General features: G+C 46.2%; 17 protein-coding genes. 3 read left to right on the top strand and 14 right to left on the bottom strand.

All coding sequences use genetic code 11. The features are described from left to right. Window positions 1-37: 37 nt before the first annotated feature. Window positions 38-262: a chorion class high-cysteine HCB protein 13 gene (locus tag CLOSA_RS22750; RefSeq protein WP_157669039.1), complete on the bottom strand. Its 225-nt coding sequence runs from the start codon at window positions 260-262 to the stop codon at window positions 38-40. Window positions 263-481: 219 nt separating this feature from the next. Here CLOSA_RS22750 and CLOSA_RS18970 point away from each other — a divergent pair, with 219 nt between their 5' ends. Further along, window positions 482-1,342, top strand: coding sequence for a class I SAM-dependent methyltransferase (locus CLOSA_RS18970; protein ID WP_041709473.1), 861 nt, complete (start codon window positions 482-484; stop codon window positions 1,340-1,342). 7 nt (window positions 1,343-1,349) lie between these two features. On the opposite strand, the gene CLOSA_RS18975 is transcribed toward CLOSA_RS18970, so the two are convergent. Continuing rightward, window positions 1,350-2,387: an acyltransferase family protein gene (locus CLOSA_RS18975; protein WP_013274344.1), complete on the bottom strand. Its 1,038-nt coding sequence runs from the start codon at window positions 2,385-2,387 to the stop codon at window positions 1,350-1,352. Between the two features lie 300 nt (window positions 2,388-2,687). Here CLOSA_RS18975 and CLOSA_RS18980 point away from each other — a divergent pair, with 300 nt between their 5' ends. After that, window positions 2,688-3,155, top strand: a complete 468-nt coding sequence (locus CLOSA_RS18980; protein ID WP_013274345.1) for a hypothetical protein — start codon at window positions 2,688-2,690, stop codon at window positions 3,153-3,155. 332 nt (window positions 3,156-3,487) lie between these two features. After that, a complete protein-coding gene (locus tag CLOSA_RS18985; RefSeq protein ID WP_013274346.1) occupies window positions 3,488-4,777 on the top strand; it encodes a S8 family peptidase in 1,290 nt (429 codons plus the stop codon). Window positions 4,778-4,981: 204 nt separating this feature from the next. Here CLOSA_RS18985 and CLOSA_RS18990 read toward each other — a convergent pair whose 3' ends face one another. From CLOSA_RS18990 to rpoB, 12 genes are all read right to left on the bottom strand, one after another. Further along, complete coding sequence (locus tag CLOSA_RS18990; RefSeq protein WP_013274347.1) at window positions 4,982-6,031, bottom strand: MupG family TIM beta-alpha barrel fold protein; 1,050 nt, start codon at window positions 6,029-6,031, stop codon at window positions 4,982-4,984. Further along, window positions 6,032-7,462: a PTS transporter subunit EIIC gene (locus CLOSA_RS18995; protein ID WP_013274348.1), complete on the bottom strand. Its 1,431-nt coding sequence runs from the start codon at window positions 7,460-7,462 to the stop codon at window positions 6,032-6,034. A gap of 61 nt (window positions 7,463-7,523) precedes the next feature. Next, entirely contained in the window at window positions 7,524-8,417 is an 894-nt protein-coding gene (murQ, locus tag CLOSA_RS19000; protein WP_013274349.1) for an N-acetylmuramic acid 6-phosphate etherase, read from the bottom strand. Beyond that, window positions 8,410-9,267 (bottom strand): MurR/RpiR family transcriptional regulator, encoded by an 858-nt coding sequence (locus CLOSA_RS19005; RefSeq protein WP_013274350.1) that lies wholly within the window; start codon window positions 9,265-9,267, stop codon window positions 8,410-8,412. The genes murQ and CLOSA_RS19005 overlap by 8 nt, the downstream gene beginning before the upstream one ends. A gap of 260 nt (window positions 9,268-9,527) precedes the next feature. Beyond that, window positions 9,528-11,201 (bottom strand): DUF5722 domain-containing protein, encoded by a 1,674-nt coding sequence (locus CLOSA_RS19010; RefSeq protein ID WP_013274351.1) that lies wholly within the window; start codon window positions 11,199-11,201, stop codon window positions 9,528-9,530. A 317-nt stretch (window positions 11,202-11,518) separates the two neighbouring features. After that, window positions 11,519-13,387: an LTA synthase family protein gene (locus CLOSA_RS19015; protein ID WP_013274352.1), complete on the bottom strand. Its 1,869-nt coding sequence runs from the start codon at window positions 13,385-13,387 to the stop codon at window positions 11,519-11,521. Window positions 13,388-13,717: 330 nt separating this feature from the next. Continuing rightward, window positions 13,718-14,911, bottom strand: a complete 1,194-nt coding sequence (gene tuf / locus CLOSA_RS19020) for an elongation factor Tu (RefSeq protein WP_013274353.1) — start codon at window positions 14,909-14,911, stop codon at window positions 13,718-13,720. 154 nt (window positions 14,912-15,065) lie between these two features. Next, window positions 15,066-17,186, bottom strand: coding sequence for an elongation factor G (fusA, locus tag CLOSA_RS19025; protein ID WP_013274354.1), 2,121 nt, complete (start codon window positions 17,184-17,186; stop codon window positions 15,066-15,068). 15 nt (window positions 17,187-17,201) lie between these two features. Further along, window positions 17,202-17,672: a 30S ribosomal protein S7 gene (rpsG, locus tag CLOSA_RS19030; protein WP_013274355.1), complete on the bottom strand. Its 471-nt coding sequence runs from the start codon at window positions 17,670-17,672 to the stop codon at window positions 17,202-17,204. Window positions 17,673-17,851: 179 nt separating this feature from the next. Beyond that, a complete protein-coding gene (rpsL, locus tag CLOSA_RS19035; RefSeq protein WP_013274356.1) occupies window positions 17,852-18,271 on the bottom strand; it encodes a 30S ribosomal protein S12 in 420 nt (139 codons plus the stop codon). Between the two features lie 306 nt (window positions 18,272-18,577). Next, the gene (rpoC, locus tag CLOSA_RS19040; protein WP_013274357.1) at window positions 18,578-22,237 is read right to left on the bottom strand and encodes a DNA-directed RNA polymerase subunit beta'; all 3,660 of its coding nucleotides are present in this window, start codon (window positions 22,235-22,237) and stop codon (window positions 18,578-18,580) included. 18 nt (window positions 22,238-22,255) lie between these two features. After that, window positions 22,256-26,122, bottom strand: a complete 3,867-nt coding sequence (rpoB, locus tag CLOSA_RS19045) for a DNA-directed RNA polymerase subunit beta (RefSeq protein ID WP_204593006.1) — start codon at window positions 26,120-26,122, stop codon at window positions 22,256-22,258. Window positions 26,123-26,131: the final 9 nt, after the last annotated feature.

Here is a 26,131-nt window from a genome sequence, read left to right on the forward strand (position 1 = left end):
CTTGGGAAATGAAAGAAAGAGCCTTTTCTTTCTATGATTAATTGCAGCGGTTATTACAGCCCCGGTTGCAGCCGCAGCGATTGCACCTGTTGCAGCCTCCCCAGTTACAGCCATTATTCCAACCACAGTTGCAGCGATTATTCCAGCCCCAGTTACAGCCGTTATTCCAGCCCCAATTACAGCAGCCGTTATTAATCCCCCAGTTGCACCAGCGATTGCAGCCGCAGCTGCCTACAGAAAAACCTATATTAAAACAGCACATAAATTTACACCTCATTTTTCAAATTATACTATATTATATTGGACATATAGACAAGGCGTGATTGCTGCCCTTTTCTCATCAATCCTCCGTACTTGACGCTCTTAGTTCCATCCAGTATAATCAAGGAAGTTCCATGTGCTTTGGCTCATGAAACGGCTGAATGACAGAATTATAGGTTTAAACTATTATTATTTATTGATGGAAAGGGCGGCACCAATTATGTGGATTGCAGAAGGCTGGAAAGATTACGAAGTGATAGATTGTTCAGAAGGAGAAAAGCTGGAACGCTGGGGAAAATATCTCCTGGTACGTCCGGACCCACAGGTGATCTGGTCCACTCCCAAGACAGAAAAAGGCTGGAAAAAAATGAACGGCCACTATCACCGCAGCGCCAAGGGCGGCGGTGAATGGGAGTTTTTTGACCTTCCGGAACAGTGGACCATAAGCTACAAGGACCTGACGTTTCAGCTAAAGCCTTTCAGTTTTAAGCATACAGGACTTTTTCCGGAGCAGGCGGCAAACTGGGACTGGTTCAGTGAAAAAATAAAACAGGCAGGACGGCCTGTAAAGGTGCTTAATTTATTTGCCTACACAGGAGGTGCAACTCTGGCAGCCGCAAAAGCAGGCGCTTCTGTCACACATGTAGATGCCTCCAGGGGAATGGTTGGCTGGGCTAAGGAAAACGCCCGGTCTTCAAACCTGGAGTCCTCTTCCATCCGCTGGATGGTGGATGACTGCGTAAAATTTGTTGAAAGAGAGATCAGAAGGGGAAACCATTACGATGGAATCATTATGGATCCTCCTTCCTATGGCAGAGGACCCAAGGGGGAAATCTGGAAAATCGAGGATGCCATTTATCCTTTGGTAAAGCTCTGCGCCCAGCTTCTGTCAGATCAACCTTTGTTTTTCCTGATCAACTCCTATACCACCGGACTGGCTCCTTCTGTACTTTCCTACATGATTTCCACGGAAATCGGCTCGAAATTCGGAGGTACCGTACAATCGGAAGAAGTGGGCCTTCCTGTAACCCGGACCGGACTGGTTCTTCCCTGCGGGGCCTCAGGCAGATGGTGGGCTTAAGGAAGCCTCATCGGCCCCCGTTAACCAGGTTCCACAAAACAGGAAGATAACGGCGCAGAAAGAGGCCGGTCCAGTAACTGAATATCACACAAAGTACCGGCATAAGCAGAAACAGTCCAAGGGGCAGCGCCGGAAAAGCAGGGAGCAGCAATGCTCCCGTTTTATTTATCATTCGTACCATGGCAAAATGAACGGCATATAGAAAAAAATTCTGTCTCATCCAATCTTTCGTCTCTCCCATAAAACGATCCGGAACCAGAAACCACAAGCCAACAGGTATAAAAAGCCGGCAGATTACAGTCGTTGCAGCAATCTCTCCCTTAATGCTTCCGGGAAGATCCAAATCTTTTATGAAAAGCCCGGCAGCCACGAAAAAAAGGCCTGCCCAGAAGCGTTTCCGGCTCCAGGGCTGTTCGGCATACCTTCTCCCTAAAACAGCAGCAAAGGCGCCAAAGCTATAATAAAAAAGGGCATCCAGATTGACAAAAGGCAAGGAGAGGCCCCAGTAAATTGCAGCCAGGGTACCGGTTAATAGCAAAACTCCGGGAAGCATTTTCCGGATTAAGAGGTAAATCACCGGTGCCAGAATAATCAGAACAATGAGCTGGTTCAAATACCAAAACACATAATTATACGTATAATGAAGGACCGCTTCTGCTGCTACAGTAATGCGGAAGGGTATTGTTCCCTTTCCGATAATACCGGATACTACAGGCAGCCGGCTTCCTATCACATATCCAAGGTAATACAATAGATTCCAAACGATATAAGGGACCAGAACACTTCTGATCCTGGAGTTCCATTTGATCCAAAGGCGGTCCATGGTAAAGTTCCTGAAAAAAAGATAGGAGGATATGAGAAAAAATCCAGGCACGGCAAACTGAGCCACCTGATCTCCCAGAAAGCGTTCCAACTGGGAAACTTTCATAGCAGCCCTGGTATTACCCAGAAAAAGAACTGCGTTATAGGAATGGACCCAGATGACCAGTACGCTGAAGAAGAAGGTAAACCAGATGATCTTATTGTAGAATTTTCTTTCTTCCATAGGGTCCTCCTTTCCGGTCGTTAACTGCCATTGCAAAAACAGATATATAGAATTATATTATCATTTGATGTCCAAAATGGCAACTACCCCAAAAAAACTGTGGCGGAATTTCCTGGCAGAGGGTATTTTCTGACTTCTTTCAGACTAATTTCAGTAAGCAGTGCTATTCTCTTCTTATATTTCATTATATCAATGTTACACTTTTTCAGTGATCGAAAAGGATTCCGATACGGTTGAATGGTGAGAAAGGAATCCGGCATTAACAAATGCCCGTCGCTTAATTACAAAGGAGGAACAATCATGGGAATCTCAGAAATTTCAAATCCATCATCCTATGAAGAATGGCAGCTCCTTCAGGCCCAGAAGGAAAAAGCACAGACAGCTGCTGGGAAAACAGGCGCTGCAGAAGCCGCTCAGATTGAAGCAATCGAAAACGAAATCCATGGGCAGACCCAGGAGACCCGTGCCGTGAGCTCGGACCGCATGGATACCATTGAGATCAGCAGCGAAGGCAGAGCCTTCCAGGAAAGCCAGGGAGTTTCTGCCAACAAACCTGCGCCTTCTATAAAGCCCTCTTCCCAGGTTAAGGGATCAGAGAGCGGAGACAGCAGCGAAAATCTCTCCACTCTGACTGAGGAAGAGATCCAGAAGCTGGTAGAAGCCGGAACCATCACACAGGCCCAAGCCAATGCAGAGCTTGCCAGAAGGGAAGCAGATAGGGCCGCAGAATCAGAGATTGGAATAAATCCACAGGAATCCGTTGAATAACAGCAGACTATGCCCGGCTTTGGCCGGGCATTTTTTATCTGGAAAAATATTAAAATAATTTTCACATATTTTTCAATCATATGGCGTAGGGTTATGATATAATGCTTAAGCAATGCATCCTATCCGGTCCTGCCCCAAAAACAGATCGGGACAAGCTTTTGCTGCGCTTCTTGAGGTTCCTCCCATTTAGGAATTGCTAAAAAGAAGGAAAGAAAGAAGGAAATGAAGGATTAAAAGAAGTGTATTTAAGTGCAGGACTAGCCAGTGAGCCGGCACTTTGATATAATAGGAACAATTTCAATAATTGTTCCATATATAAGGAGATAGAAACTATGAAAAAAATAATTTGCGCTGCCTGTCTGGTCCTTACCCTTTTTCTTGCAGGTCTGCCCTATATGAATCCTGCTTCCGAAAAAGGCTCTGATAAGACCTATCACAGCGCACTTCAGGCATATTCTTCCGACAGCGGACAAGAACTGCATGCTCTGGCCCTTGGCCCCGGCCTTATAAACCTGTCTCCTTCAGATGAATTTTCCACCTACCAGTGGGGATTAAAGAATGACGGGGAGTTCCGCCTTGTTGAACTGACATCCAAATTTCAGTCCATTGACAATATTTACGATAGGCGGAAATCAAATTCCGGCGGGATAAAGCCCGGCCCGGGAGACTATGAATCCACAGTGATCGGTGCTGTCACAGGAATTGATATTAACATTCAGCCTGCATGGAAGCTTTATGACCAGGCAGAGAGCAAACGCTCCGTCATTGTTGCCATCATCGACACCGGCATTGATATCAATCACCAGGAGCTTAAAAATGCCATCTGGACCAATCCCGGTGAGGTTGACGGAGATGGCATTGATAATGACGGGGACGGATATGTGGATGACATTCATGGCTGGAATTTCTATAGCGGTAACAACCAGGTCTTTACCGGCGGTGAGGACAGCCATGGAACCCATGCAGCAGGAACCATCAGTGCCTCCCGGGGGGCCTACGGCATTGCCGGGATCACAGATAACAACTACGTAAAAATCATGCCCTTAAAATCCCTGGGAGGGGAAAATGGGCTGGGATCTCCGGAAGCGGTGATTCAGGCCATCCATTACGCCGAGGCTCACGGCGCTTCCATCTGCAATTTAAGCATGGGAACCACAGCCTACAGCGAAGAGCTTGCCCGGACCATGAAAAACTCCAGCATGCTGTTTGTGGTCTCCTGCGGAAACGGCGGAGTCTCCGGGCTTGGATATGATACCGATATCTACCCGGTTTACCCGGCTTCCCTCCCCTATGACAACATAATTTCCGTAGCAAACCTTCTGTTTGACGGAAGCTTAAGCAAAGATTCCAACTACGGAGCAAGCAGTGTAGACATTGCAGCTCCTGGCAGCTACATATTAAGTACCGTTCCGGGAAACGCCTACGGTTTTATGAGCGGGACTTCCATGGCAGCACCCATGGTAACAGGCGTGGCCGCCATGCTCTATTCCTACCGGCCGGACATTTCTCTGGCTGATGTAAAAAATATTCTCTTAAATTCCAGCAGAAAGCTGGATCCCCTTACAGGAAAGATGGTCAGCGGAGGCCTTTTAGATGCTTATGGGGCCCTGACCTGGCAGTAAAAGTGAAACGTCAGCCCCAATGGAGAATATGGAAATACTACTAAACGATTGATTTGTGCTGGCTGATTAAAATCATCAAAATCATCAAAAGGTCTGTATCCATTGGGAAACCCATGGTTACAGACCTTTTGATTATGACATTCTTATGTTGTTTTAATCCCTTTTACTGCAGCCATAAGAAGACTCTGCAACATAAGGAAAGAATTAAACCAACTTCACACCAAGTCCCTTTTGGATATATGGCAAATATTTTAAATGAGTATCCAGAATCTGCCCTATGAGATTCACCCTGTTCTCTCCAGGCAAATCAACTCTGGAAATTTCAAGCTCTCCCATATACCTTAAGTAATTTTCATTGGAAATACAAATACTTCCCTGTTTTCTCACCTGTGGCAGATCTGCCTTTTGAGCCTTGACTTCCTGCTTATACTGTCTTGATTCCTGAGAACGGATGACATACTCGCTGGAGTCCGGCCTGTCGTGATGAATGATGTCCCGGACAAATTCATAGGCAGGGAGTATGTCTGCCTTTAGCTCCACATAACCGCGGCTTAAGCATTGGATATCCTTCCAATCCTTTTCTTCCACATCCACATCACCGATCAGAACCACATCACAGGAGCCTTTATAATAAAGCTCCAGCATGTTTAACAGCACCTGGTCTTTCCTTTTCCTGTGCTCCTCCACGGTTGGAAGCCCTTCAAACAAAGGGCCTCTCAGCTCCAGATTTCCAGGCACAAAGGCCATGGTAGTGAAACCAAGATATTTTAACCTCTGATTCATTTCCTTGGTCCTCTTAAGGGACAGGGCAGTGAACTCCTTGGGATAAAAGTTATGGCATGCTGCAAATCTGGTGAAATCAGCCCCATACCGTTTCCACTCCAAAAGCTCTTCCTCTAAAATGGTGGAAGCATTAAACACCACATAAAAATCTTGGGAGATCTTCACCGTCTCTTTGGCGTCAAAGCCGTAATCAAGACGTACATGAGTGATCCCAAGTTCCTTTAACTCAAAGATGTTGTCTGTTCCAAGCTTTTCCAGGGTTTCAGGGCCAACATCAACAATGAGGTTCAGCCCGCCATCCCTGCATAGGGTCAGAAGCTTTTTTACATCCGAACGGTAATCCACTCCTGTTTCCTCCGGAATGTGGAGTGAAGTAAAAGCATACTTCACTCCGTTCTTAATGGCTTTTTTTATAAAGCGTTCATTTTTTTCCATTCCGTTTGAAAAATAGATCGAAATTCCTGTATTCATTTATTCTCCATATACCTCGTTGATTCTGTCTTCATCTACCCCGAAGAAATAAGTCACCAGGAAGCCGCCTGCATAAGCAATGAGCATGGAAATTATGTAGCCAAGCTGCTGCCCCGGCTGAACAATCAATAAGCCAAACAATCCGGATACTCCCTGGGATACGGTGCCAAGGTGCATGAGGGCCGCAACTGCTCCTCCAAATCCTGCACCAATACAAGCGGTAATAAAGGATCTGCCAAGAGGCAGTGTCACAGCATACATCATGGGCTCTCCGATTCCCAGAATACCTACTGGAATCGAATCCCGAATATATCTCTTTAATTTTGTGTTATTTGTTTTTACATACAGCGCGATTCCAGCACCAACCTGTCCGCCGCCTGCCATCATAAGAATGGGAAGGAGATAGTTGATTCCTTTCGTTGCACCCGCCGGATCATTTAACAGGGCATGAATGGGGGTCAGCGCCTGGTGCAGGCCAACCGCAACCAAAGGAAGGAAGCCTGCGGATAAAATATATCCTCCCACAACGCCCATTTTTTCATACACAAAGCTTAATACCGCAAAGATCACCTTTGTCAGGCCTGCGCCCAAAGGCTGAATGACAAGCAGTGCAACAATACCTCCGATAATAAGCACCAACAAAGGACTTATAAACGTATCAATTAAATCTGGCATACGTTTTCTGATATTTTTTTCGAGGAAGGCAAAAAACGCACCTGCAATCAGAGCGGCTAAAAGGCCCCCGGAAGCCGGGTTAAATACCGTATTGGTAATAGGAAGGAGAATCTGCGCATCCTTTACCGTGGCGAGAAGAGGCATTCCAGGGTTTGCAATGGACATGGCGCCTGCAATGGCACCAAGAACACCGGAACCTCCGAATTCTTTTGCCGCATTATAACCAACCAGGATAGGCAGATAAGCAAACAGTGCCCAGCCCATGGTCCGGATGCATTGATACCACCATACTCCCAAAAATGCCCCTCCGGTAGAAACATTGATGACATTGCAGATACCGTTGATCAATCCTGCTGCAATGATGCCGGGAAGCAGAGCGACGAAAATGTTGGAAATCTTTTTTAAAAACCTCTGGACCGGCTTATCATATTTCGCCTTTTGAAGTGCCTTGTTTTCCTTTGCGACATCATTGATGTCCTGGTCTGTGCCATTTTCCGCCTGGCCCTTTGCAAGACCTGTGAGCTTGTAAAATTCGTCCAATACCTTATTTACTTTTCCCGGACCAAATACAATCTGGAGCGTGTCGCTTTCCACCACTCCAAGAACTCCCTCTACCTTTTTTACACCTTCTATATCAGCCTTGGATATATCCCTTAAGCCGACACGAAGCCTTGTCATGCAGGCAGCATTGGAAGTTATGTTCGCTTTTCCCCCAAGCAGCGTTAATAATTGTTCACTGATTTGCTTGTAATTCACGATATTCCTCCTTTAAAAATAGAATTAAGTTACTTGAAAAGAACCCAAAACTCCTTTCTCTTTATTTCAAAGCCTCTCGGATCTTCCCTCCGGCTTGTGATAGCTTTTGTCTTGCTTCCTCCGGGCCGCAGTCCAGCAAAATCATGGCAACGGCTGTTTTCACATGCCCCTCTGCCTGCTTTAATACCTTTTCCGCCTCTTCCCTGCTGCATCCGGTGGCGGTCATCAGTATATTCTGGGATCTTACCACAAGCTTTTCATTGCTCTGCTTCACATCCACCATCAGGTTTTCATAGGCTTTCCCGATTCCAACCATGCTTCCCGTTGAAATCATATTGAGGATCATCTTTTGTGCGGTTCCCGCCTTCAATCTGGTGGAGCCTGTTAATACCTCAGGTCCGGTCACCGGTTCAATGGCAAGCTCTGCTGTTTTTCCGATATCAGAATCTTTATTGCATGCAATGGCTACGGTATGGCAGCCTGTTTTATTTGCATAAGCAAGGCCATAAATCACATAAGGCGTTCTGCCTGATGCTGCCAGGCCGATGACAATATCCCTTGAGGTAAGGCCGATCTCTTTTAATTCCTCCTCACATAAGGTCTCACTGTCCTCAGCTCCTTCAACTGCCTCTACAAAGGCTTTGTCTCCGCCTGCGATCAAGCCGACCACCAGCTCCCTGGAAACGCCGAAGGTAGGCGGGCATTCCACGGCATCCAGCACTCCCAGACGCCCGGATGTCCCGGCACCAATGTAGATGATACGGCCTCCAGCTTTCAGGCTGTCCGTTGCCCATTCTATGGCTGTGGCAACTTTAGGGAGCACATCCTCTACGGCTTTTACGGCATTTTCATCTTCCCGGTTCATAACAGCCGCAATTTCAAGCGGCGTCATTACATCCAGATTCATGGTTTCTGGATTCCGGGATTCTGTTGTCAGCACTGACAAATCAATCATGCTCTGTACTTCCTTTCTTCTGTATGTAGTTTTTCGAAAACTTGTTGATACAGGTCTCATAATTTCGATTTACATAAGCAGTAAAAAAAATGTCTATTACATTTAATTGTGAGATGCGGGAGGACATGGCACCGCTTCGGTGGATCAGCTCCGTTGCCGCCACAGGCAGGACAAAATCCGCTTCCAAAGCCAGCTCCGATTCCACGGCTCTGGTGATGGCGATCACCTTTGCCCCGTTTCCCTTAGCTTCCTTTACACATTGAAGAATTTCTTCTGTAAGTCCTGAATAGCTGATGGCAATGGCCAGGTCATCTCTTCTTAGATTTCTGGCAGCCAAAAGCTGAGTATGCCAGTCATCGCATACATTGCATATCACATCTGCCCGAAGAAGCTTTAGATACAAGTCTCTTGCCGCCAGAAGGGAGGTTCCCAGACCAAATAGGGTCACACTTCTGCTGCTTTCCAGAAGCTTGACGCACTCCGTCACCACCTTTGGTTCAATAAGCTTCTGGGTGGTTTCCAGGGATTCGATATTCTTCTTTGTAACCTTATAAATAATATCCTCCATGGAATCTTCCCTGGTGATCTTCTGAAACGCGATCTCTCTGCTCTCCTGGAATAAGGCTACTTCATAAGCCAGGGTATTCTGAAAGTCCTTATACCCCTTGCAGCCCAGCTTTTTACAGAGTCTCACAACCGTTGCCGGGGACGTATAGGTCTCTTTGGCAATCTCCTTAATACTCTTTCTGAGGACCGATTCGGGATTTTTATGCAATCTTTTAATCAGTTCTTTTTCCGCTTCTCCCGCATTTTGGATATAACTGTCAATCCTTACAAGTAAACCTTTCATTTATTTCTTCTCCTTTCTTTAAAGCCAGAAGAAATATTACAAATTTTTTACCTATTTGTATTCTAGCTTTGTTGTATCATTTTTTCAATATAGTTGATGGTTTATGAAACTTATTTTCATTATATGATACTTTACCAGAAAAAATCCCTTTGTTCAAGAACTTCAGAAATATTATATTGCCTTGCCATTTGAATAGAAAAAACCGCCTTTAAAAAATTTAAAGGCGGTCTAAATGCTTTCATAACCCAGTAATTCAAATATTAGTTCTCCAATGCCCTCCACCGGAAGTTGGGAATGACATCAGACCATTTCCCAATTCCTATGATGGATTTTGCAAACTCCGATGATTCCAGAGTGTATTTCTTTTTATCAATATCCCGGAATACCTGCCAGATCTTACGGCGCTTTGTGGCTACAATGTCATCTCCCCTGTCCATGGCACATTCCCAAAGTCCAAAGGATAAGCCGCTCCGCACCTCTAAAGGGGCATCCACCTGGCGGCTTAAAATATAAGCATCAATATAAGGATTGCTGTCCACCATGTAATAGGAATAAGCATAAGCAGCAGCCTGAATCTGAGCTACATTGCCTCTGGTGTGGCTGGTTGCCGTAAAGCCCTGCTCTGTGAGTATGATGTGGCGCACATGGCCGGCAGGGGATTTTAAAGGATCCTGAGCCATATAATCCGTCAGGGTGGTAAGATTCTTAAAGTTAATAACCGGTGAGTTAAAATCATTGGTAATTAATCCGGTCTGGTCATCATCCCAGAACTCCGGCTCGATCATGGGGCAGGGATAAGGATGGTAGGATAAACCCCAATCCATCTGCCCCTGCTCGTTGGCAATGGAATTAAAGGTATCTACGATCGCTTTGCCGCCGTATTTCAGCTTATGATCGATTTCGTTGTTCCAGTTATAATCAAGGGAGTAATATACCCTGTCATTGGCGCTGGTGCTCTTAATGGCTGTGTAGAAGATCCGGAAGGCATCCTGATACGCCTGCACGTAGCTGTGAATATCCTTGGGTCCCATATAATTCCACTGCTGGTTATTGATCTCATTTCCAATGATCCAGTTGGAGATCTTTCCATGGTTTGGATTGGAACCGTTATACCGCTCTGCCAGAAAGGAAGCAATGGCTCTTGTCTGGTCCAGCCCCTCCTGGGTCGCCGGATTGAACATATAGTAAAATGCATTGGCATTTTTCTTGGTTCCGGGATAGATCAGGTTGGGGGCAGCGTCATTCCAGCCATTTAAAACAATGGCAGTTACCGTCATACCCTTGCCGGACAAAGCGCTGATGGTCTCATCATAACTATTAATGGCATTCTTATCAAAATGATAGGTCTTTCCATCAAACTGGTAATCAATTCCCTGACCCAGGATCTGATGGAAAGAGATATTGGTAGCAACGTGCTTTACCCCTAACTCAAAGGCATCTCCAAGCATGTTAAGCTGGATATTCAAGCCCTTCTTGGTAAGCGGGTCATTAAATGGCTGGATATTGGCCGCAACCATTTCCGGGTTTGTAATATAATGAGGTTTGCTGATTTCAATATATTTTGTTCCATCCCATACGGCAATAACGAATTTGCTGTAAAGTCTGTCCTGAGCCGTATTGCGGTTCAATGGAAACGTAAAGGTAACCTTGTTTCCCGGTGCCGACGAAGCCGCATAATCGGTTCTGCCAGCCAGATTGTTCTGGTAAGGCTGCAGCTCTACCAGATAGAGTACGCCATCCGTTCCCGTCATATCTGCGTTGCTGTCAGCTTGAACCGTCACGCTGTTTTTATCAGAATTGATCAGGCAGGACTGAATCGTCGCCTGAATTTTGGCTGCGTCTGCTTCCGCCAGTGAAACAAAAGCAGAGGCACAGCATAAAAATGCAGCGGTAAAAAGTCCGAACACTGCCCTGCTTATTTTTCTTTCCTTCATTTTCGCATCCCTCCATGTTGTCTTAATCAGATTCTATACAATGATAACCAATTTTCCCACATTTTACAATAACGTTTTTATTACGTATTCGTAAAAAAACCTTAAGGACCAAAGACCCACGGTCTGAGCCGGTACGGAATCCAGGGTATATTACCGGAGGATATCCTTAATTATAATGGCTCCGCACCGGAGAGCCTTGTTATCATAATTGTTTCTCCACCAGTGTTTTTTTCCATACAAAAAGACGGATACCGGCATTCATCTCATGCCTCATCCGCCTTTTTGCAGGATTTTTCCCGGTGGCTCTCCATCTGGATCTAATCGCCGGCTTCCAGGGAAAACATCTCCTTAAGTTTTTTTCTATCAAAAATATGGTTATAAACCAGATATTCATAGTTCATGATCAAGTCACTGTACGGGTTTCCAGGTTCTCTTAAGGCTTCCCAGGAATAATAGGTTCCTTCCTTGCTGTAACACCCAATGGGATGCACCACTGGAAAGGTCTCTTCCATTGTCAGGAGAAACTGCTGGTAAGGCGTCATACGGACCCCGGCCCTTTTCAACACTTCTGAGGATAAGTAAATGGCTCCCATTTTCCCTTTTTCCTCTCCTTGGGTTTCATAATTTGTCCAGATGAAAAACGGGGTCTCATACCACATCAACCGGTCTTTATTCTCCACTAAGCTGCTGGGCTTCCCTGATATATCATCAAAAAACTCATCTTCCACACTGGGCTGATGATCCCCAAAAAAAACGATCATGGTAGGTTCCTGTTTTTGTTCAAAATACGAGATCAAATATTCCAGGGCTTCATCCGACCGTTTCATAAGAGATAAATACTGGTCAGCTTTTGGATATTTTCCTTTCAGCTCCCCGGTCAGCCATACTTCCTGGTCAAAATTATCATACAGAGACTCATAACCTCCATGGTTCTGCATGGTCACATTAAAAAGAAAAAGTCTGTCCTCCGGATCATCCTTGGCTTCCACCCTTTCTATCAGTTTTTCGTAATCGGCCCGGTCACTGACATAGTTTCTAAGCTGCTCACTGTCTTCGTAATCTTCTATAGCAAGAAATTCATCCATTCCCATGTTCCGGTAACACTCCTGACGGTTCCAATTCTCTCTTGGGTATGGATGCATGGCAACAGTCTCATAGCCCTGGGATTTTAGCGTACGAACAAGACTGTATGTATTGGGTTTGATATGAAACTGGTAGGCAATGCTGTTGGCCGGCAGCAGAGCTATGGAATCTCCTGTAAGAAATTCAAACTCAGAATTGCTGGTCAAAGAGCCGAATACGGGTACGCACAGACTCCCCTTTACCGTATTTTCCTTTCGCCTGTTTAAAAAAGGAAAGTACTCCTGATTCGTTTCAAAGTTTCCAGCTACTTTTAAATCAGAAAAGCTCTCATTCATAATGCATATGATATTAACCGGTGTTATGCGCTCTTCGCTCTCTACGTCCACGTCTCCTGCCGAAGCCAGCAGAACCTGGTTCTCCTCCTGCACAGAGTCATAAATCTCTTTTACCTTTGAAAAGCTGTATCCTTTTGGCTTTTTCTGTATCGCATAATTAAGGGAAACAGCCGTTGATAGGACATATCCATATTCTTTATAAGTCTCGCTTACTTCCCACATGTTTATTTCCAGACCCATATGAGGAATCAGACTTGTATAAAACCACAAACAAAAGCCGAACACCACTCCGGCACTTCCCCCGGCAAAGGTCAGCCGCTTCTTTCTTCCCCTTACCTTTTTAGGAAACACCAGGGCAAAAAGACAGATGGCCTGAACTCCCAGAAAGGCGAAATACATTTCTTCTGTTATGACAAATTCATAATTTCCTGCTACGCTTATGGCGGTCCCCAGTGCCAAAACGTCCCAGATCATGATGGGTCTTCCCCGAAAGCCTGCAACCAGAAATTCAGCCACAGAAACAATGTAAAGAAATACCGCAGTGAGCGGGATCCCGATCCTGGTGCTTCCGCTGACTGCAAAAACTGCAAGATACAATAAGTAGATCCAGCCTATATTTAAAACAGCCATAAACAGGGAGATTGCGTGCAGATTACCGGTCACATACTCAAACAGAATATAAGATGTGCAGGGAATCAAAAGCATGATGGCAGTGTTTGTAAAAATCCCTGCAGTTTTACACCAATTTCGCAGCCGTTCTTTTATCACGTAAACATTCCTCTTTCTCTCTATTCAGAATAAATTAATGGTACCACAAAGCAGCCCTACCAACAACAGACAATTTATGACAATACCAATTCCTTGTGATGCTACGCCTGATGGGGGACTTTCCTTCATACTTCTTGACAGGTAAAAAAGGTATGGGGTGTATGCCATATTTGAACATAATCAGGATTTTGTTTGGCAGATAGGCGATATGAGAATAAAAAAAAGGAAGAACCATGCATAAGGGATTGACCGGAATGTTTCCGTATAACAGGATTGACAGTCAAAAAAGCCGAACCCTTTGTAAACAAAGGACCCGGCTTTCATTTTTAATTATTCAACGATAGTAACAACTCTGCCTGAACCAACGGTACGGCCGCCTTCACGGATTGCGAAACGAAGACCCTGCTCCATAGCTACTGGATGAATCAGCTCAACAGACATTTCTACGTTATCGCCAGGCATACACATTTCTGTGCCAGCTGGTAAATCGCAAACGCCGGTAACGTCAGTTGTTCTGAAATAGAACTGAGGTCTGTAGTTGTTGAAGAAAGGAGTATGACGTCCGCCTTCATCTTTTGTTAAAACGTAAACCTGTGCGGTAAACTTCTTGTGGCACTTTACAGAACCTGGCTTAACCAGACACTGTCCTCTTTCGATTTCAGTTCTCTGAACACCACGAAGTAATGCACCGATGTTATCACCAGCCTGAGCTTCGTCAAGCAGCTTACGGAACATTTCGATACCGGTTACAACAACCTTACGTGTTTCTTCATGAATACCAACGATTTCAACTTCATCAGATACGTGTAAAGTACCGCGCTCTACTCTACCGGTAGCAACAGTACCACGGCCTGTGATAGAGAAAACGTCCTCGATTGGCATTAAGAATGGCTTATCTGTTTCACGTACAGGATCCGGAATCCACTCATCTACTGCTGCCATTAATTCAAGAACCTTGTCGCCCCAAGAGCTGGAAGGATCTTCAAGAGCCTTTAAAGCAGAACCCTGGATGATTGGTGTATCATCGCCTGGGAATTCATACTCGTTTAACAGCTCACGGATTTCCATATCTACTAATTCAAGTAATTCTGCATCGTCAACCATATCGCACTTGTTCATGAATACAACGATGTAAGGAACGCCTACCTGACGGGAAAGCAGGATGTGCTCTCTTGTCTGAGCCATAACACCATCGGTAGCAGCTACAACTAAGATAGCGCCATCCATCTGTGCAGCACCAGTGATCATGTTCTTAACGTAGTCAGCATGTCCTGGGCAGTCAACGTGTGCATAGTGTCTCTTCTCTGTCTCATACTCAACGTGGGAAGTAGAAATGGTGATACCACGCTCTCTCTCTTCCGGAGCCTTATCGATATTCTCGAAAGCTACTGCCTGTCCAGTACCTAATCTTTCATGAAGAGTCTTTGTGATAGCAGCTGTTAAAGTAGTTTTGCCGTGGTCAACGTGACCGATGGTACCAATGTTACAATGGGTTTTGTTTCTTTCAAACTTAGCTTTAGCCATTTTATAACGTCCTCCTTAATTTATGCTCTTTTTGAGCTTTCATTTTTATGTTAGGCTGTTTTTTATTATATGCTATTTGTGCACTATTTTCAAGCCTATTTGACGGATTCCAGGCAGTGATCACCGCCGGGAACCCAGTGGAACCTGTTAGGAATTATTTGCCCTTTTTATCTGTAAGAACCTTTTCCTGTACATTCTTTGGCACCTGCTCATATTTTTCAAAGAACATGGAGTAGTTACCGCGTCCCTGTGTCCTGGAACGTAAATCTGTGGAATAGCCGAACATCTCTGAAAGCGGTACGAACGCTTTCACCATCTTGCCTCCGCCGATATCATCCATACCTTCAATACGGCCGCGGCGGGAATTGATATCCCCGATGACGTCGCCCATATATTCTTCCGGCATGGTTACTTCTACCTTCATGATCGGCTCAAGGAGAATGGAACCGCCCTTGTTCATGGCATCCTTAAACGCCATGGAACCTGCGATATGGAATGCCATTTCACTGGAATCGACTTCATGGTAGGAACCATCGTATACGGTAGCCTTTACACCAACCACCGGGAAACCGCCCAGAATACCGGACTTGGTAGCTTCTTCAATACCTTCTCCGACTGCCGGAATGTATTCCTTAGGAATCGCACCGCCGACAACAGCAGACTCAAACTTAAACAGCTCTTCGCCATTGGCATCCATCGGCTCAAAGCGAACCTTACAGTGTCCGTACTGGCCACGTCCGCCGGACTGCTTTGCATACTTGCTGTCAACTTCAACGGTCTTTGTAAAGGTTTCTTTGTAAGCAACCTGAGGAGCGCCAACGTTAGCTTCTACGTTAAACTCACGCAGCAGACGGTCTACGATGATCTCCAGATGAAGCTCTCCCATACCGGAAATGATAACCTGGCCAGTTTCCTGGTTGGTCTTTGCACGGAAGGTAGGATCTTCTTCTGCAAGCTTTGCTAAAGCCTCGCCCATCTTGCCCTGACCAGCTTTGGTCTTTGGCTCGATAGCGATATCGATAACCGGCTCTGGGAATTCCATGGATTCCAGAATTACTGGGTGCTGCTCATCACAAATCGTATCACCTGTTGTTGTTAATTTAAAACCAACGGCTGCAGCGATATCACCGGAATATACCTTGTCCAGCTCAGATCTCTTATTGGCATGCATCTGAAGGATACGGCCAACACGCTCTTTTTTGCCCTTGGTTGCATTCAGCACGTAGGAACCGGAATTCATAATACCGGAATACACGCGGAAGAATGCCAGTTTACCAACGAATGGGTCTGTCATGATCTTAAATGCCAGAGCTGCGAACGGCTCATCATCAGAAGAATGCCTTTCGATCTCATTGCCTTCCATATCAACACCCTTGATCGAAGGAATGTCAGTAGGAGCCGGCATGTATTCAAGAACAGCATCCAGGAGCTTCTGTACGCCCTTGTTTCTGTATGCGCTTCCGCAGCAAACAGGAATGGCCTTGCATTCGCAGGTTGCAATTCTTAATGCTTTCTTTAATTCTTCCACAGAAGGCTCTTCCCCTTCCAGGAACTTCATCATTAATTCGTCATCTAACTCGCTGATTTTCTCTACCAATTCCGCACGATAAATCTCAGCGTCATCCTTCATGTCTCCAAGATCTTCCGTGATGGTGACATCATCGCCTTTATCGTCGTTGTAGATATAAGCCTTCATTTCAAACAGATCGATGATTCCCTTGAATTCATCCTCTGCACCGATGGGAAGCTGAATGCAGATCGCATTCTTGCCCAGACGGGTCTTAATCTGTTCAACAGCGCCATAGAAGTTTGCACCCATGATATCCATCTTGTTGATGAATGCCATACGGGGTACGTTATAGGTGTCAGCCTGACGCCATACGTTCTCGGACTGTGGTTCTACACCGCCCTTTGCACAGAATACGCCTACGGCGCCATCCAGTACACGTAAGGAACGCTCAACCTCCACGGTAAAGTCAACGTGTCCTGGAGTATCAATGATGTTGATACGGTGCTCAAGAGCGCCTGGCTTTACTTTGTTATTTTCATGCATGGTCCAGTGGCAGGTTGTGGCAGCTGAAGTAATTGTGATACCTCTTTCCTGCTCCTGGGCCATCCAGTCCATGGTGGCAGTACCTTCATGAGTATCACCGATTTTATAGTTTACACCAGTATAATAGAGGATACGCTCGGTCAATGTAGTTTTACCTGCATCGATGTGGGCCATAATACCAATATTTCTGGTTCTTTCCAATGGATATTCTCTTCCAGCCAAAGCTTTTTCCTCCTATTAGAATCTGTAATGAGAGAATGCCTTGTTAGCCTCAGCCATCTTGTGCATATCTTCTTTCTTCTTTACAGCAGCACCAGTGTTATTGGCAGCATCCATAATCTCATTAGCAAGTCTTTCTTCCTGAGTCTTTTCGCCTCTCTTGCGAGAGAACAGAGTAATCCATCTTAAGGCTAATGTCTGTCTTCTCTCCGGTCTTACTTCGATCGGCACCTGATAGGTAGCTCCGCCGATACGTTTTGCCTTTACTTCAAGTACAGGCATGATGTTGTTCATCGCTTCCTCGAATACTTCAACGGCTGGTTTGCCGGTCTTTTCTTCCACACGGGTAAATGCACCGTATACGATCTTCTGAGCAACACCTTTTTTACCATCATACATGATGTTGTTGATCAGCTTTGTAACAACCTTGTTGTTGTAAAGCGGATCTACTAATACGTCTCTTTTTTGAGTATGTCCTTTACGTGGCACGTTACTTCCCTCCTTAATATGGCCGTTCAGCCTTAACCAACTGATCGGCTATTCATTAGATCCTAGGTACTCACAAACATTCAAGTTGCGTTCGTGCTCGGTTTCTATCTATATAACCCTGCAACCTACAGGTTCAATATCTAAAGTCCGGCACTAGAAATTTAAATGTGTGGTTCTAATTATTTTTTCTCTTTCGGTCTCTTAGCACCATACTTGGAACGAGCCTGTCTTCTGTTAGCTACGCCTGCGGTATCCAAGGTTCCTCTTACGATGTGATATCTGGTACCTGGCAAGTCTTTTACTCTTCCGCCGCGGATTAAAACAACGCTATGCTCCTGAAGGTTATGACCTTCTCCTGGGATGTAACTTGTTACTTCGATACCATTAGAAAGACGTACTCTGGCGATCTTTCTAAGTGCTGAGTTAGGTTTTTTAGGTGTGGCAGTTTTTACTGCGGTGCAAACGCCTCTCTTCTGTGGAGCGGAAATATCAGTCGCCTTCTTCTGTAAAGAGTTGTAACCCTTCTGCAGAGCTGGTGCTGTGGATTTCTTTGCGCTTGTCTGTCTACCCTTTCTTACTAACTGGTTAAATGTTGGCATTCCATTCACCTCCTGTGATATTGTCTGTGGTTGCTGTTATCTTCAGCTTAATTTACGCACAAAAACATGACGCGTTAATGCACGCCTAATTATTATATACATATTGTAATTTTCTGTCAAGGATTTTTTTATTAAAAACAGTTCATGCCGGAAAAACGCAGCTGATTTCTTAAAAAACAATCCTTTATCCGGATCTGCATACGCTTTCAGTGTCATGGCCTGATGCCCATTCCCCCTGCACAATAATAGCAAAGAGCCAGGAAAACCCCTGGCAGTGTAATCCTGTCAGGGGCTCTTTCCTATTTATTATTCTATCTCACTATCATTAATATCCAGAACCTCTTCCGCCTCATCAAAGCCGTCATCGATCAGCAGAATCTCTTCCTCATCCTCTGACAGGGTGATCTCATCCTTTTTCTCAAAAGCAGAATCCGTATTCAATCCGATGGTACGGTAACGCTTCATACCGGTACCGGCCGGAATCGGTTTCCCGATGATTACGTTCTCCTTTAAACCGATCAAATGATCCACCTTGCCGTTGATGGCAGCTTCGGTCAGAACCTTTGTGGTCTCCTGGAAGGAGGCAGCGGATAAGAAGGAATCAGTAGCCAGAGATGCTTTCGTGATACCAAGCATAACCTGCTTTCCTTCCGCCGGATTCTTTCCTTCTGCAAGAAGGGCCTCATTTAAGTCATTGTAATCCAGAACATCCATGGAGGTTCCCGGAAGCACATCGCTGTCTCCGCTTTCCTCGATCTTGATCTTCTTAAGCATCTGTCTTACGATCATCTCAACGTGCTTATCATTGATTTCAACACCCTGCAAGCGGTATACACGCTGAACTTCCTGGATCATATAATCCTGTACGGCGCGGACGCCCTTGATTTTTAAGATATCGTGGGGGTTTACGCTACCTTCCGTCAGCTCATCACCGGCTTCAAGCACCTGGCCATCCTGAACCTTGATCCTGGATCCGTAAGGAATCAGATAGGTCTTGGAATTTCCGGTCTCGTTCTCCGTCACGATGATCTCACGCTTTTTCTTGGTGTCCTTAATGGTCACCACTCCGCCGAACTCTGCGATAATCGCAAGTCCTTTTGGTTTACGCGCCTCAAAAAGCTCCTCTACACGGGGAAGACCCTGTGTAATATCGCCGCCGGCAACACCGCCGGTATGGAAGGTACGCATGGTAAGCTGGGTTCCTGGTTCACCGATGGACTGGGCAGCAATGATACCGACTGCTTCGCCTACCTGAACCGGCTGTCCGGTAGCCATGTTGGCTCCGTAACATTTTGCACACACGCCCAGATGGGATTTGCAGGTTAAAACCGTACGGATCTTTACAGAATCACGTCCAAGCTTCTTTAATACGTTCATGACCGCAGCCGCACGCTTTGGCGTACACATGTGGTTGGCTTTGACAATCACCTCTCCTGTATCCGGATCGGTAATAGTCTCTGCAATGAAACGTCCTGTAAGACGCTCCTGCAGGCTTTCAATGGTTTCCTGTCCGTCTGCAAAGGCCTTAATCTCCATAAACGGCGTATCCTTGCCTTCGCAGCAATCGATCTCACGGATAATGAGATCCTGGGAAACGTCAACCAGACGTCTGGTCAAATAACCGGAGTCGGCAGTACGCAGCGCAGTATCAGAAAGTCCCTTACGGGCTCCGTGTGCGGAGATAAAGTACTCCAAAACATCAAGACCTTCTCGGAAGTTGGACTTGATAGGAAGCTCAATGGTGTGGCCGGTAGTATCGGCCATAAGTCCACGCATACCTGCAAGCTGCTTGATCTGCTTATCAGAACCACGGGCTCCGGAATCAGCCATCATATAGATGTTATTATATTTATCAAGTCCTGTCAGCAGGTCATGGGTCAGCTGGTCATCGGTCGCTTTCCATGTGTCGATTACTTCTTTATAACGCTCCTCCTCCGTAATAAGACCACGGCGGAAGTTCTTTGCAATCTGGTCAACCGTTGCCTGAGCGTCGGCAATCAGCTTCGGCTTGCTTTCCGGCACGGTCATGTCGGAAATGGATACGGTCATAGCTGCTCTTGTGGAGTATTTATAACCAATGGCCTTAATATCATCAAGGGTTTCTGCAGTCTGAACCGCACCATGAACATTAATAACCTTTTCAAGGATCTGCTTTAGCTGCTTCTTTCCCACATGGAAGTCAACCTCCATCAGAAGCTCATTACCTGGAACAGACCTGTCTACAAAGCCAAGATCCTGAGGAACGATCTCATTGAAAATGAAACGGCCTACGGTTGATTCTACGGCACCTGTCTTTATGGTTCCATCTGCCATTTTTTTACTTACTCTGGCTTTAATTCTGGAATGAAGGGTAACTGCCTGGTTTTCGTAAGCAAGAATGGCTTCATTCACACTCTTAAATACCATGCCTTCCCCTTTGGCTCCAGGCCTTTCCTGAGTCAGATAGTAGATACCAAGAACCATATCCTGAGAAGGTACTGCTACAGGCCCGCCGTCAGAAGGCTTTAATAAGTTGTTAGGTGACAGCAGAAGGAAACGGCATTCAGCCTGGGCTTCCACGGAAAGAGGCAGATGAACCGCCATCTGGTCTCCGTCAAAGTCCGCATTGAATGCGGTACAAACCAGGGGGTGAAGCTTAATGGCTTTCCCTTCTACCAGAATAGGTTCAAATGCCTGGATACCAAGTCTGTGAAGGGTAGGCGCACGGTTTAACATCACCGGATGCTCCTTAATAACATCCTCCAGCACATCCCAAACCTCAGTCTGAAGACGCTCTACCATCTTTTTTGCATTTTTTATATTATGAGCGGTTCCGTTGGAAACCAGCTCCTTCATAACAAAAGGCTTAAACAGCTCAATGGCCATTTCTTTGGGCAGACCGCACTGGTAAATCTTCAGCTCTGGTCCTACTACGATAACGGAACGTCCGGAATAGTCCACACGCTTCCCTAAAAGGTTCTGGCGGAAACGGCCCTGTTTTCCCTTTAACATATCGGAAAGGGACTTTAAGGCGCGGTTTCCAGGTCCGGTTACCGGCCTTCCACGTCTGCCGTTATCAATCAGTGCATCCACAGCTTCCTGAAGCATACGCTTTTCATTGCGGACAATGATGTCCGGAGCGCCCAGCTCCAGCAGGCGGGCAAGGCGGTTGTTGCGGTTTATGATTCTTCTGTATAGATCATTTAAGTCTGAGGTAGCAAAACGGCCGCCGTCAAGCTGTACCATAGGACGGATATCCGGGGGAATTACCGGAACCACTGTCATGATCATCCACTCCGGCAAGTTGCCGGAATTGCGGAATGCCTCTACCACTTCCAGTCTCTTGATGATCCTGGCACGTTTCTGACCTGTAGCCTCCTTTAACCCCTTCTTTAACTCCTCAGAATCCTTTTCAAGATCAATGGATTGTAAAAGTTCCAGAATGGCTTCCGCACCCATTCCTACCCGGAAGGTGCCATAGCCATATTTCTCTATTTCTTCCCGGTATTCCTTCTCTGACAAGACCTGCTTATACTGCAGTCCCGTATTGCCGGCTTCCAGCACCACATAGGAAGCGAAATACAGCACCTTTTCCAGAGTCCTTGGAGAAATGTCCAGGATCAGGCCCATACGGCTGGGAATCCCCTTAAAATACCAGATGTGAGAAACAGGAGCGGCAAGCTGGATATGACCCATACGTTCCCTGCGGACACTGGCTTTTGTAACTTCAACGCCGCACCGGTCACAGATAACCCCTTTGTACCGGATTTTTTTATATTTACCACAATGGCATTCCCAATCCTTGCTGGGTCCGAAGATCCGTTCACAGAACAGACCGTCTTTTTCCGGTTTTAAAGTTCTGTAGTTGATCGTCTCAGGCTTTTTTACTTCACCATGGGACCATTCCAGGATCTTCTCCGGAGATGCCAGACCGATCTTAATGGCATCAAATGTCATCGGGTGGTAAGTTTCATTGTTTTCAGGCATGAGCGGTTCTCCCTTCTATTATTCTTCGTCTGAATCGTCAAATTCCACGTCATCGAAATCCTCAAAAGAATCGTCGACACCGTCTACTTCCTCATCTTCATCAACACTTACCAGTTCATCATCCTTGAACTCCTGCTTCTGGTAACCTAACTCACCTAAGGATTCCTCTTCCCGGTAATGCCTGTCGCCCTCGATGATGGATCTTAAATCTGTTTCTTCGAAATCGGTACTTTCCGCAATCTGAACCTCTGTATTGTCATCACGCAGCACTCTTACGTCAAGTGCCAGAGACTGAAGCTCTTTTAACAATACCTTAAAGGATTCCGGAATTCCCGGTTCAGGAATATTATCGCCCTTAATAATGGCCTCGTAAGTCTTCACACGTCCCACCACATCATCGGATTTCACGGTCATGATCTCCTGCAGTGTATAGGATGCACCATAGGCCTCCAGGGCCCAAACCTCCATCTCTCCGAAACGCTGTCCGCCGAACTGGGCTTTACCGCCGAGAGGCTGCTGGGTAACCAGAGAGTATGGTCCTGTGGAACGGGCATGGATCTTATCGTCAACCAGATGGTGCAGCTTCAGATAATGCATGTGGCCGATGGTAACCGGGCTGTCAAAAAACTCACCGGTACGTCCGTCGCGGAGGCGGACCTTACCGTCACGGTTAATAGGAACGCCCTTCCACAATTCCTTATGGTCCAGGTGATCGCCCAGGTACCGGATCACCTCCGGCTTCAATGTTTCGCTATATTTCTCCTGGAAGTCTTTCCACTCCATGTTTACATAGTCGTTGGCCACATCCAGGGTATCCATAATGTCGATTTCGTTTGCACCGTCAAATACCGGTGTGGATACGTTAAATCCTAGAGCCCTTGCCGCCAGGCTCAAGTGGATCTCAAGCACCTGCCCGATGTTCATACGGGACGGCACGCCCAGGGGGTTTAACACAATGTCAAGAGGCCGGCCATTGGGAAGGAACGGCATATCTTCCACAGGGAGCACACGGGATACAACACCCTTGTTTCCGTGACGTCCGGCCATTTTGTCGCCGACAGAGATCTTTCTCTTCTGGGCAATGTAAATACGGACAGTCTGGTTCACGCCCGGAGAAAGCTCATCGCCGTTTTCTCTTGTAAATACTTTTGCATCCACAATGATTCCATAGGCACCATGGGGAACCTTTAAAGAAGTATCCCGGACTTCTCTTGCCTTTTCACCAAAGATGGCACGCAGCAGCCGTTCCTCTGCAGTAAGCTCGGTCTCTCCCTTTGGAGTCACCTTTCCCACCAGGATATCACCGGCACGGACTTCCGCACCAATTCTTATAATTCCTCTTTCGTCAAGATCCTTTAACGCATCCTCGCCCACCCCGGGAACATCCCTGGTGATCTCTTCCGGTCCCAACTTGGTGTCACGGGCTTCTGCCTCATATTCCTCGATGTGAACAGAGGTATAAACATCCTCCTGAACCAGCTTCTCGCTTAAGAGTACCGCATCTTCGTAGTTGTAACCTTCCCAGGTCATAAACCCAATGAGCGGGTTCTTTCCAAGAGCGATTTCACCGTTCTGAGTGGATGGACCGTCTGCAATAACCTCTCCCTTTTCCACATGGTTGTTTTTATATACGATGGGCTTCTGGTTATAGCAGTTGGACTGGTTGCTTCTTTTAAATTTAGTCAGGCGGTAAACATCCTTCCCGCCGTCAGAGTCTCTTTTAATGATGATTTCATTGGAAGCGGAACGCTCCACAACACCGGCATTTCTGGCAACCACGCAAACACCGGAGTCAACCGCCGCTTTGGATTCCATACCGGTTCCAACTACCGGAGTCTCCGTTGTTAACAGAGGCACGGCCTGACGCTGCATGTTGGATCCCATAAGAGCACGGTTGGCATCGTCGTTTTCAAGGAAGGGGATCATGGCAGTTGCAACGGAAAATACCATCTTAGGAGAAACGTCCATGAGGTCAATGTTTTTCCTCTGGAACTCGGATGTTTCTTCACGGAAACGGCCGGAAATATTCTTATGAACAAAGTGGCCATCCTCATCCAAAGGCTCATTTGCCTGGGCAACCACGAAATTATCTTCTTCGTCAGCAGTCAGGTAAACCACCTCATCCGTGACCACAGGATTCTGGGCATTGGTCTTATCCACCACGCGGTAAGGAGCCTCCACAAATCCATACTGGTTGACTCTCGCATAGGTAGCAAGTGAGTTGATCAGACCGATGTTAGGACCTTCCGGCGTCTCAATGGGGCACATACGGCCATAATGGGTATAGTGAACGTCTCGCACCTCGAATCCGGCACGGTCTCTGGAAAGACCTCCAGGTCCCAATGCGGAAAGACGCCTCTTGTGGGTCAGCTCTGCCAGCGGGTTGTTCTGGTCCATGAACTGTGACAGCTGGGAGCTTCCAAAGAACTCTTTCACAGCTGCTGTGACAGGTTTGATATTGATCAGGGACTGCGGAGTAATGCCATCCATATCCTGCGTAGTCATACGCTCCCGGACCACTCTCTCCATTCTGGAAAGACCGATGCGGTACTGGTTCTGCAGAAGTTCACCCACGGCGCGGATTCTACGGTTTCCTAAATGGTCGATATCATCCGCCGTACCCACTTCTTCTTCCAGGTGCATGTTGTAATTGATGGAGGCAAGGATATCTTCCTTTGTGATGTGCTTGGGGATCAGTTCGTTTATGTTTCTGTGAAGGGCATTTTTAAGTGTCTCTTCATCCTCACTTCCAGCTTCTGCCAGGATTTTTTCAAGGGCAGGATAGAATACTAACTCAGTAATACCTGCTTCCTTTGGATCAAAGCTTACAAAGGTAGATAAGTCAACCATTAAATTGGAAAGAACCTTCTGCTTGTGCTCCACTCCTTCCAGCCAGACAAAAGGAACAGCCGCGTTCTGAATATCGGTTGCAAGCTGCTTGTCTACTGTTGTTCCAGCCTCTGCCAGGATTTCGCCGGTTGTGGTATCAACCACATCCTCAGCAAGGACATGACCTGTGATACGGTTTTTAAAATGAAGCTTTTTATTGAATTTATATCTTCCGACCTTTGCAAGATCGTATCTTCTGGGGTCAAAGAACATACTATTTAACAAACTTTCAGCACTATCAACAGATAAAGGTTCACCTGGGCGGATCTTTTTATATAACTCCAATAAGCCATCCTGGTAATTATCGGACGTATCCTTACCAAAGCTGGCTAATAATTTCGGTTCCTCACCGAACAGTTCAATAATTTCTGCGTTGGTGCCAAAGCCCAGGGCACGGATCAGAACGGTTACCGGAACCTTTCTGGTTCTATCCACACGCACGTAGAAAATATCATTGGAGTCTGTTTCATACTCCAGCCAGGCTCCCCTGTTTGGAATTACCGTACAGGCATAAAGCTCTTTTCCTACCTTGTCGTGTTCAATACCATAATATATACCTGGGGAACGTACCAACTGGCTTACAATAACTCGCTCCGCACCGTTAATTACGAAGGAGCCGGTATCTGTCATAAGCGGAAGATCACCCATGAAGATCTCGTGTTCATTAATTTCATCTTTATCTTTATTGCAAAGCCTTACCTTTACCTTTAAAGGAGCTGCATAGGTTGCATCTCTTTCCTTGCATTCTTCTATTGTGTACTTGATATCATCCTTACATAATGTAAAGTTGACAAACTCAAGACTTAAATGTCCCGCAAAGTCTGCAATCGGAGAGATGTCTTCAAAGACTTCCTTTAATCCTTCATCAAGGAACCACTGATAGGAATTCTTCTGAATCTCAATCAGGTTTGGCATCTCAAGCACTTCTTTTTGTCTTGAGAAGCTCATTCTCAGGCTCTTACCGGCTGGGACCGGACGCATTCTGCTTTTCTCCATTGACGTTTC

Source organism: [Clostridium] saccharolyticum WM1, from assembly GCF_000144625.1.
GTDB classification, from domain to species: Bacteria; Bacillota; Clostridia; order Lachnospirales; family Lachnospiraceae; genus Lacrimispora; species Lacrimispora saccharolytica.

Excerpts from the sequence above, each read along its gene's own strand:
- CLOSA_RS22750 (WP_157669039.1), bottom strand. The coding sequence starts at position 262 with ATGTGCTGTTTTAATATAGGTTTTTCTGTAGGCAGCTGCGGCTGCAAT.
- CLOSA_RS18970 (WP_041709473.1), top strand. The coding sequence starts at position 482 with ATGTGGATTGCAGAAGGCTGGAAAGATTACGAAGTGATAGATTGTTCA.
- CLOSA_RS18975 (WP_013274344.1), bottom strand. The coding sequence starts at position 2,387 with ATGGAAGAAAGAAAATTCTACAATAAGATCATCTGGTTTACCTTCTTC.
- CLOSA_RS18980 (WP_013274345.1), top strand. The coding sequence starts at position 2,688 with ATGGGAATCTCAGAAATTTCAAATCCATCATCCTATGAAGAATGGCAG.
- CLOSA_RS18985 (WP_013274346.1), top strand. The coding sequence starts at position 3,488 with ATGAAAAAAATAATTTGCGCTGCCTGTCTGGTCCTTACCCTTTTTCTT.
- CLOSA_RS18990 (WP_013274347.1), bottom strand. The coding sequence starts at position 6,031 with ATGAATACAGGAATTTCGATCTATTTTTCAAACGGAATGGAAAAAAAT.
- murQ (WP_013274349.1), bottom strand. The coding sequence starts at position 8,417 with ATGATTGATTTGTCAGTGCTGACAACAGAATCCCGGAATCCAGAAACC.
- CLOSA_RS19005 (WP_013274350.1), bottom strand. The coding sequence starts at position 9,267 with ATGAAAGGTTTACTTGTAAGGATTGACAGTTATATCCAAAATGCGGGA.
- CLOSA_RS19010 (WP_013274351.1), bottom strand. The coding sequence starts at position 11,201 with ATGAAGGAAAGAAAAATAAGCAGGGCAGTGTTCGGACTTTTTACCGCT.
- tuf (WP_013274353.1), bottom strand. The coding sequence starts at position 14,911 with ATGGCTAAAGCTAAGTTTGAAAGAAACAAAACCCATTGTAACATTGGT.
- rpsL (WP_013274356.1), bottom strand. The coding sequence starts at position 18,271 with ATGCCAACATTTAACCAGTTAGTAAGAAAGGGTAGACAGACAAGCGCA.
- rpoC (WP_013274357.1), bottom strand. The coding sequence starts at position 22,237 with ATGCCTGAAAACAATGAAACTTACCACCCGATGACATTTGATGCCATT.
- rpoB (WP_204593006.1), bottom strand. The coding sequence starts at position 26,122 with ATGGAGAAAAGCAGAATGCGTCCGGTCCCAGCCGGTAAGAGCCTGAGA.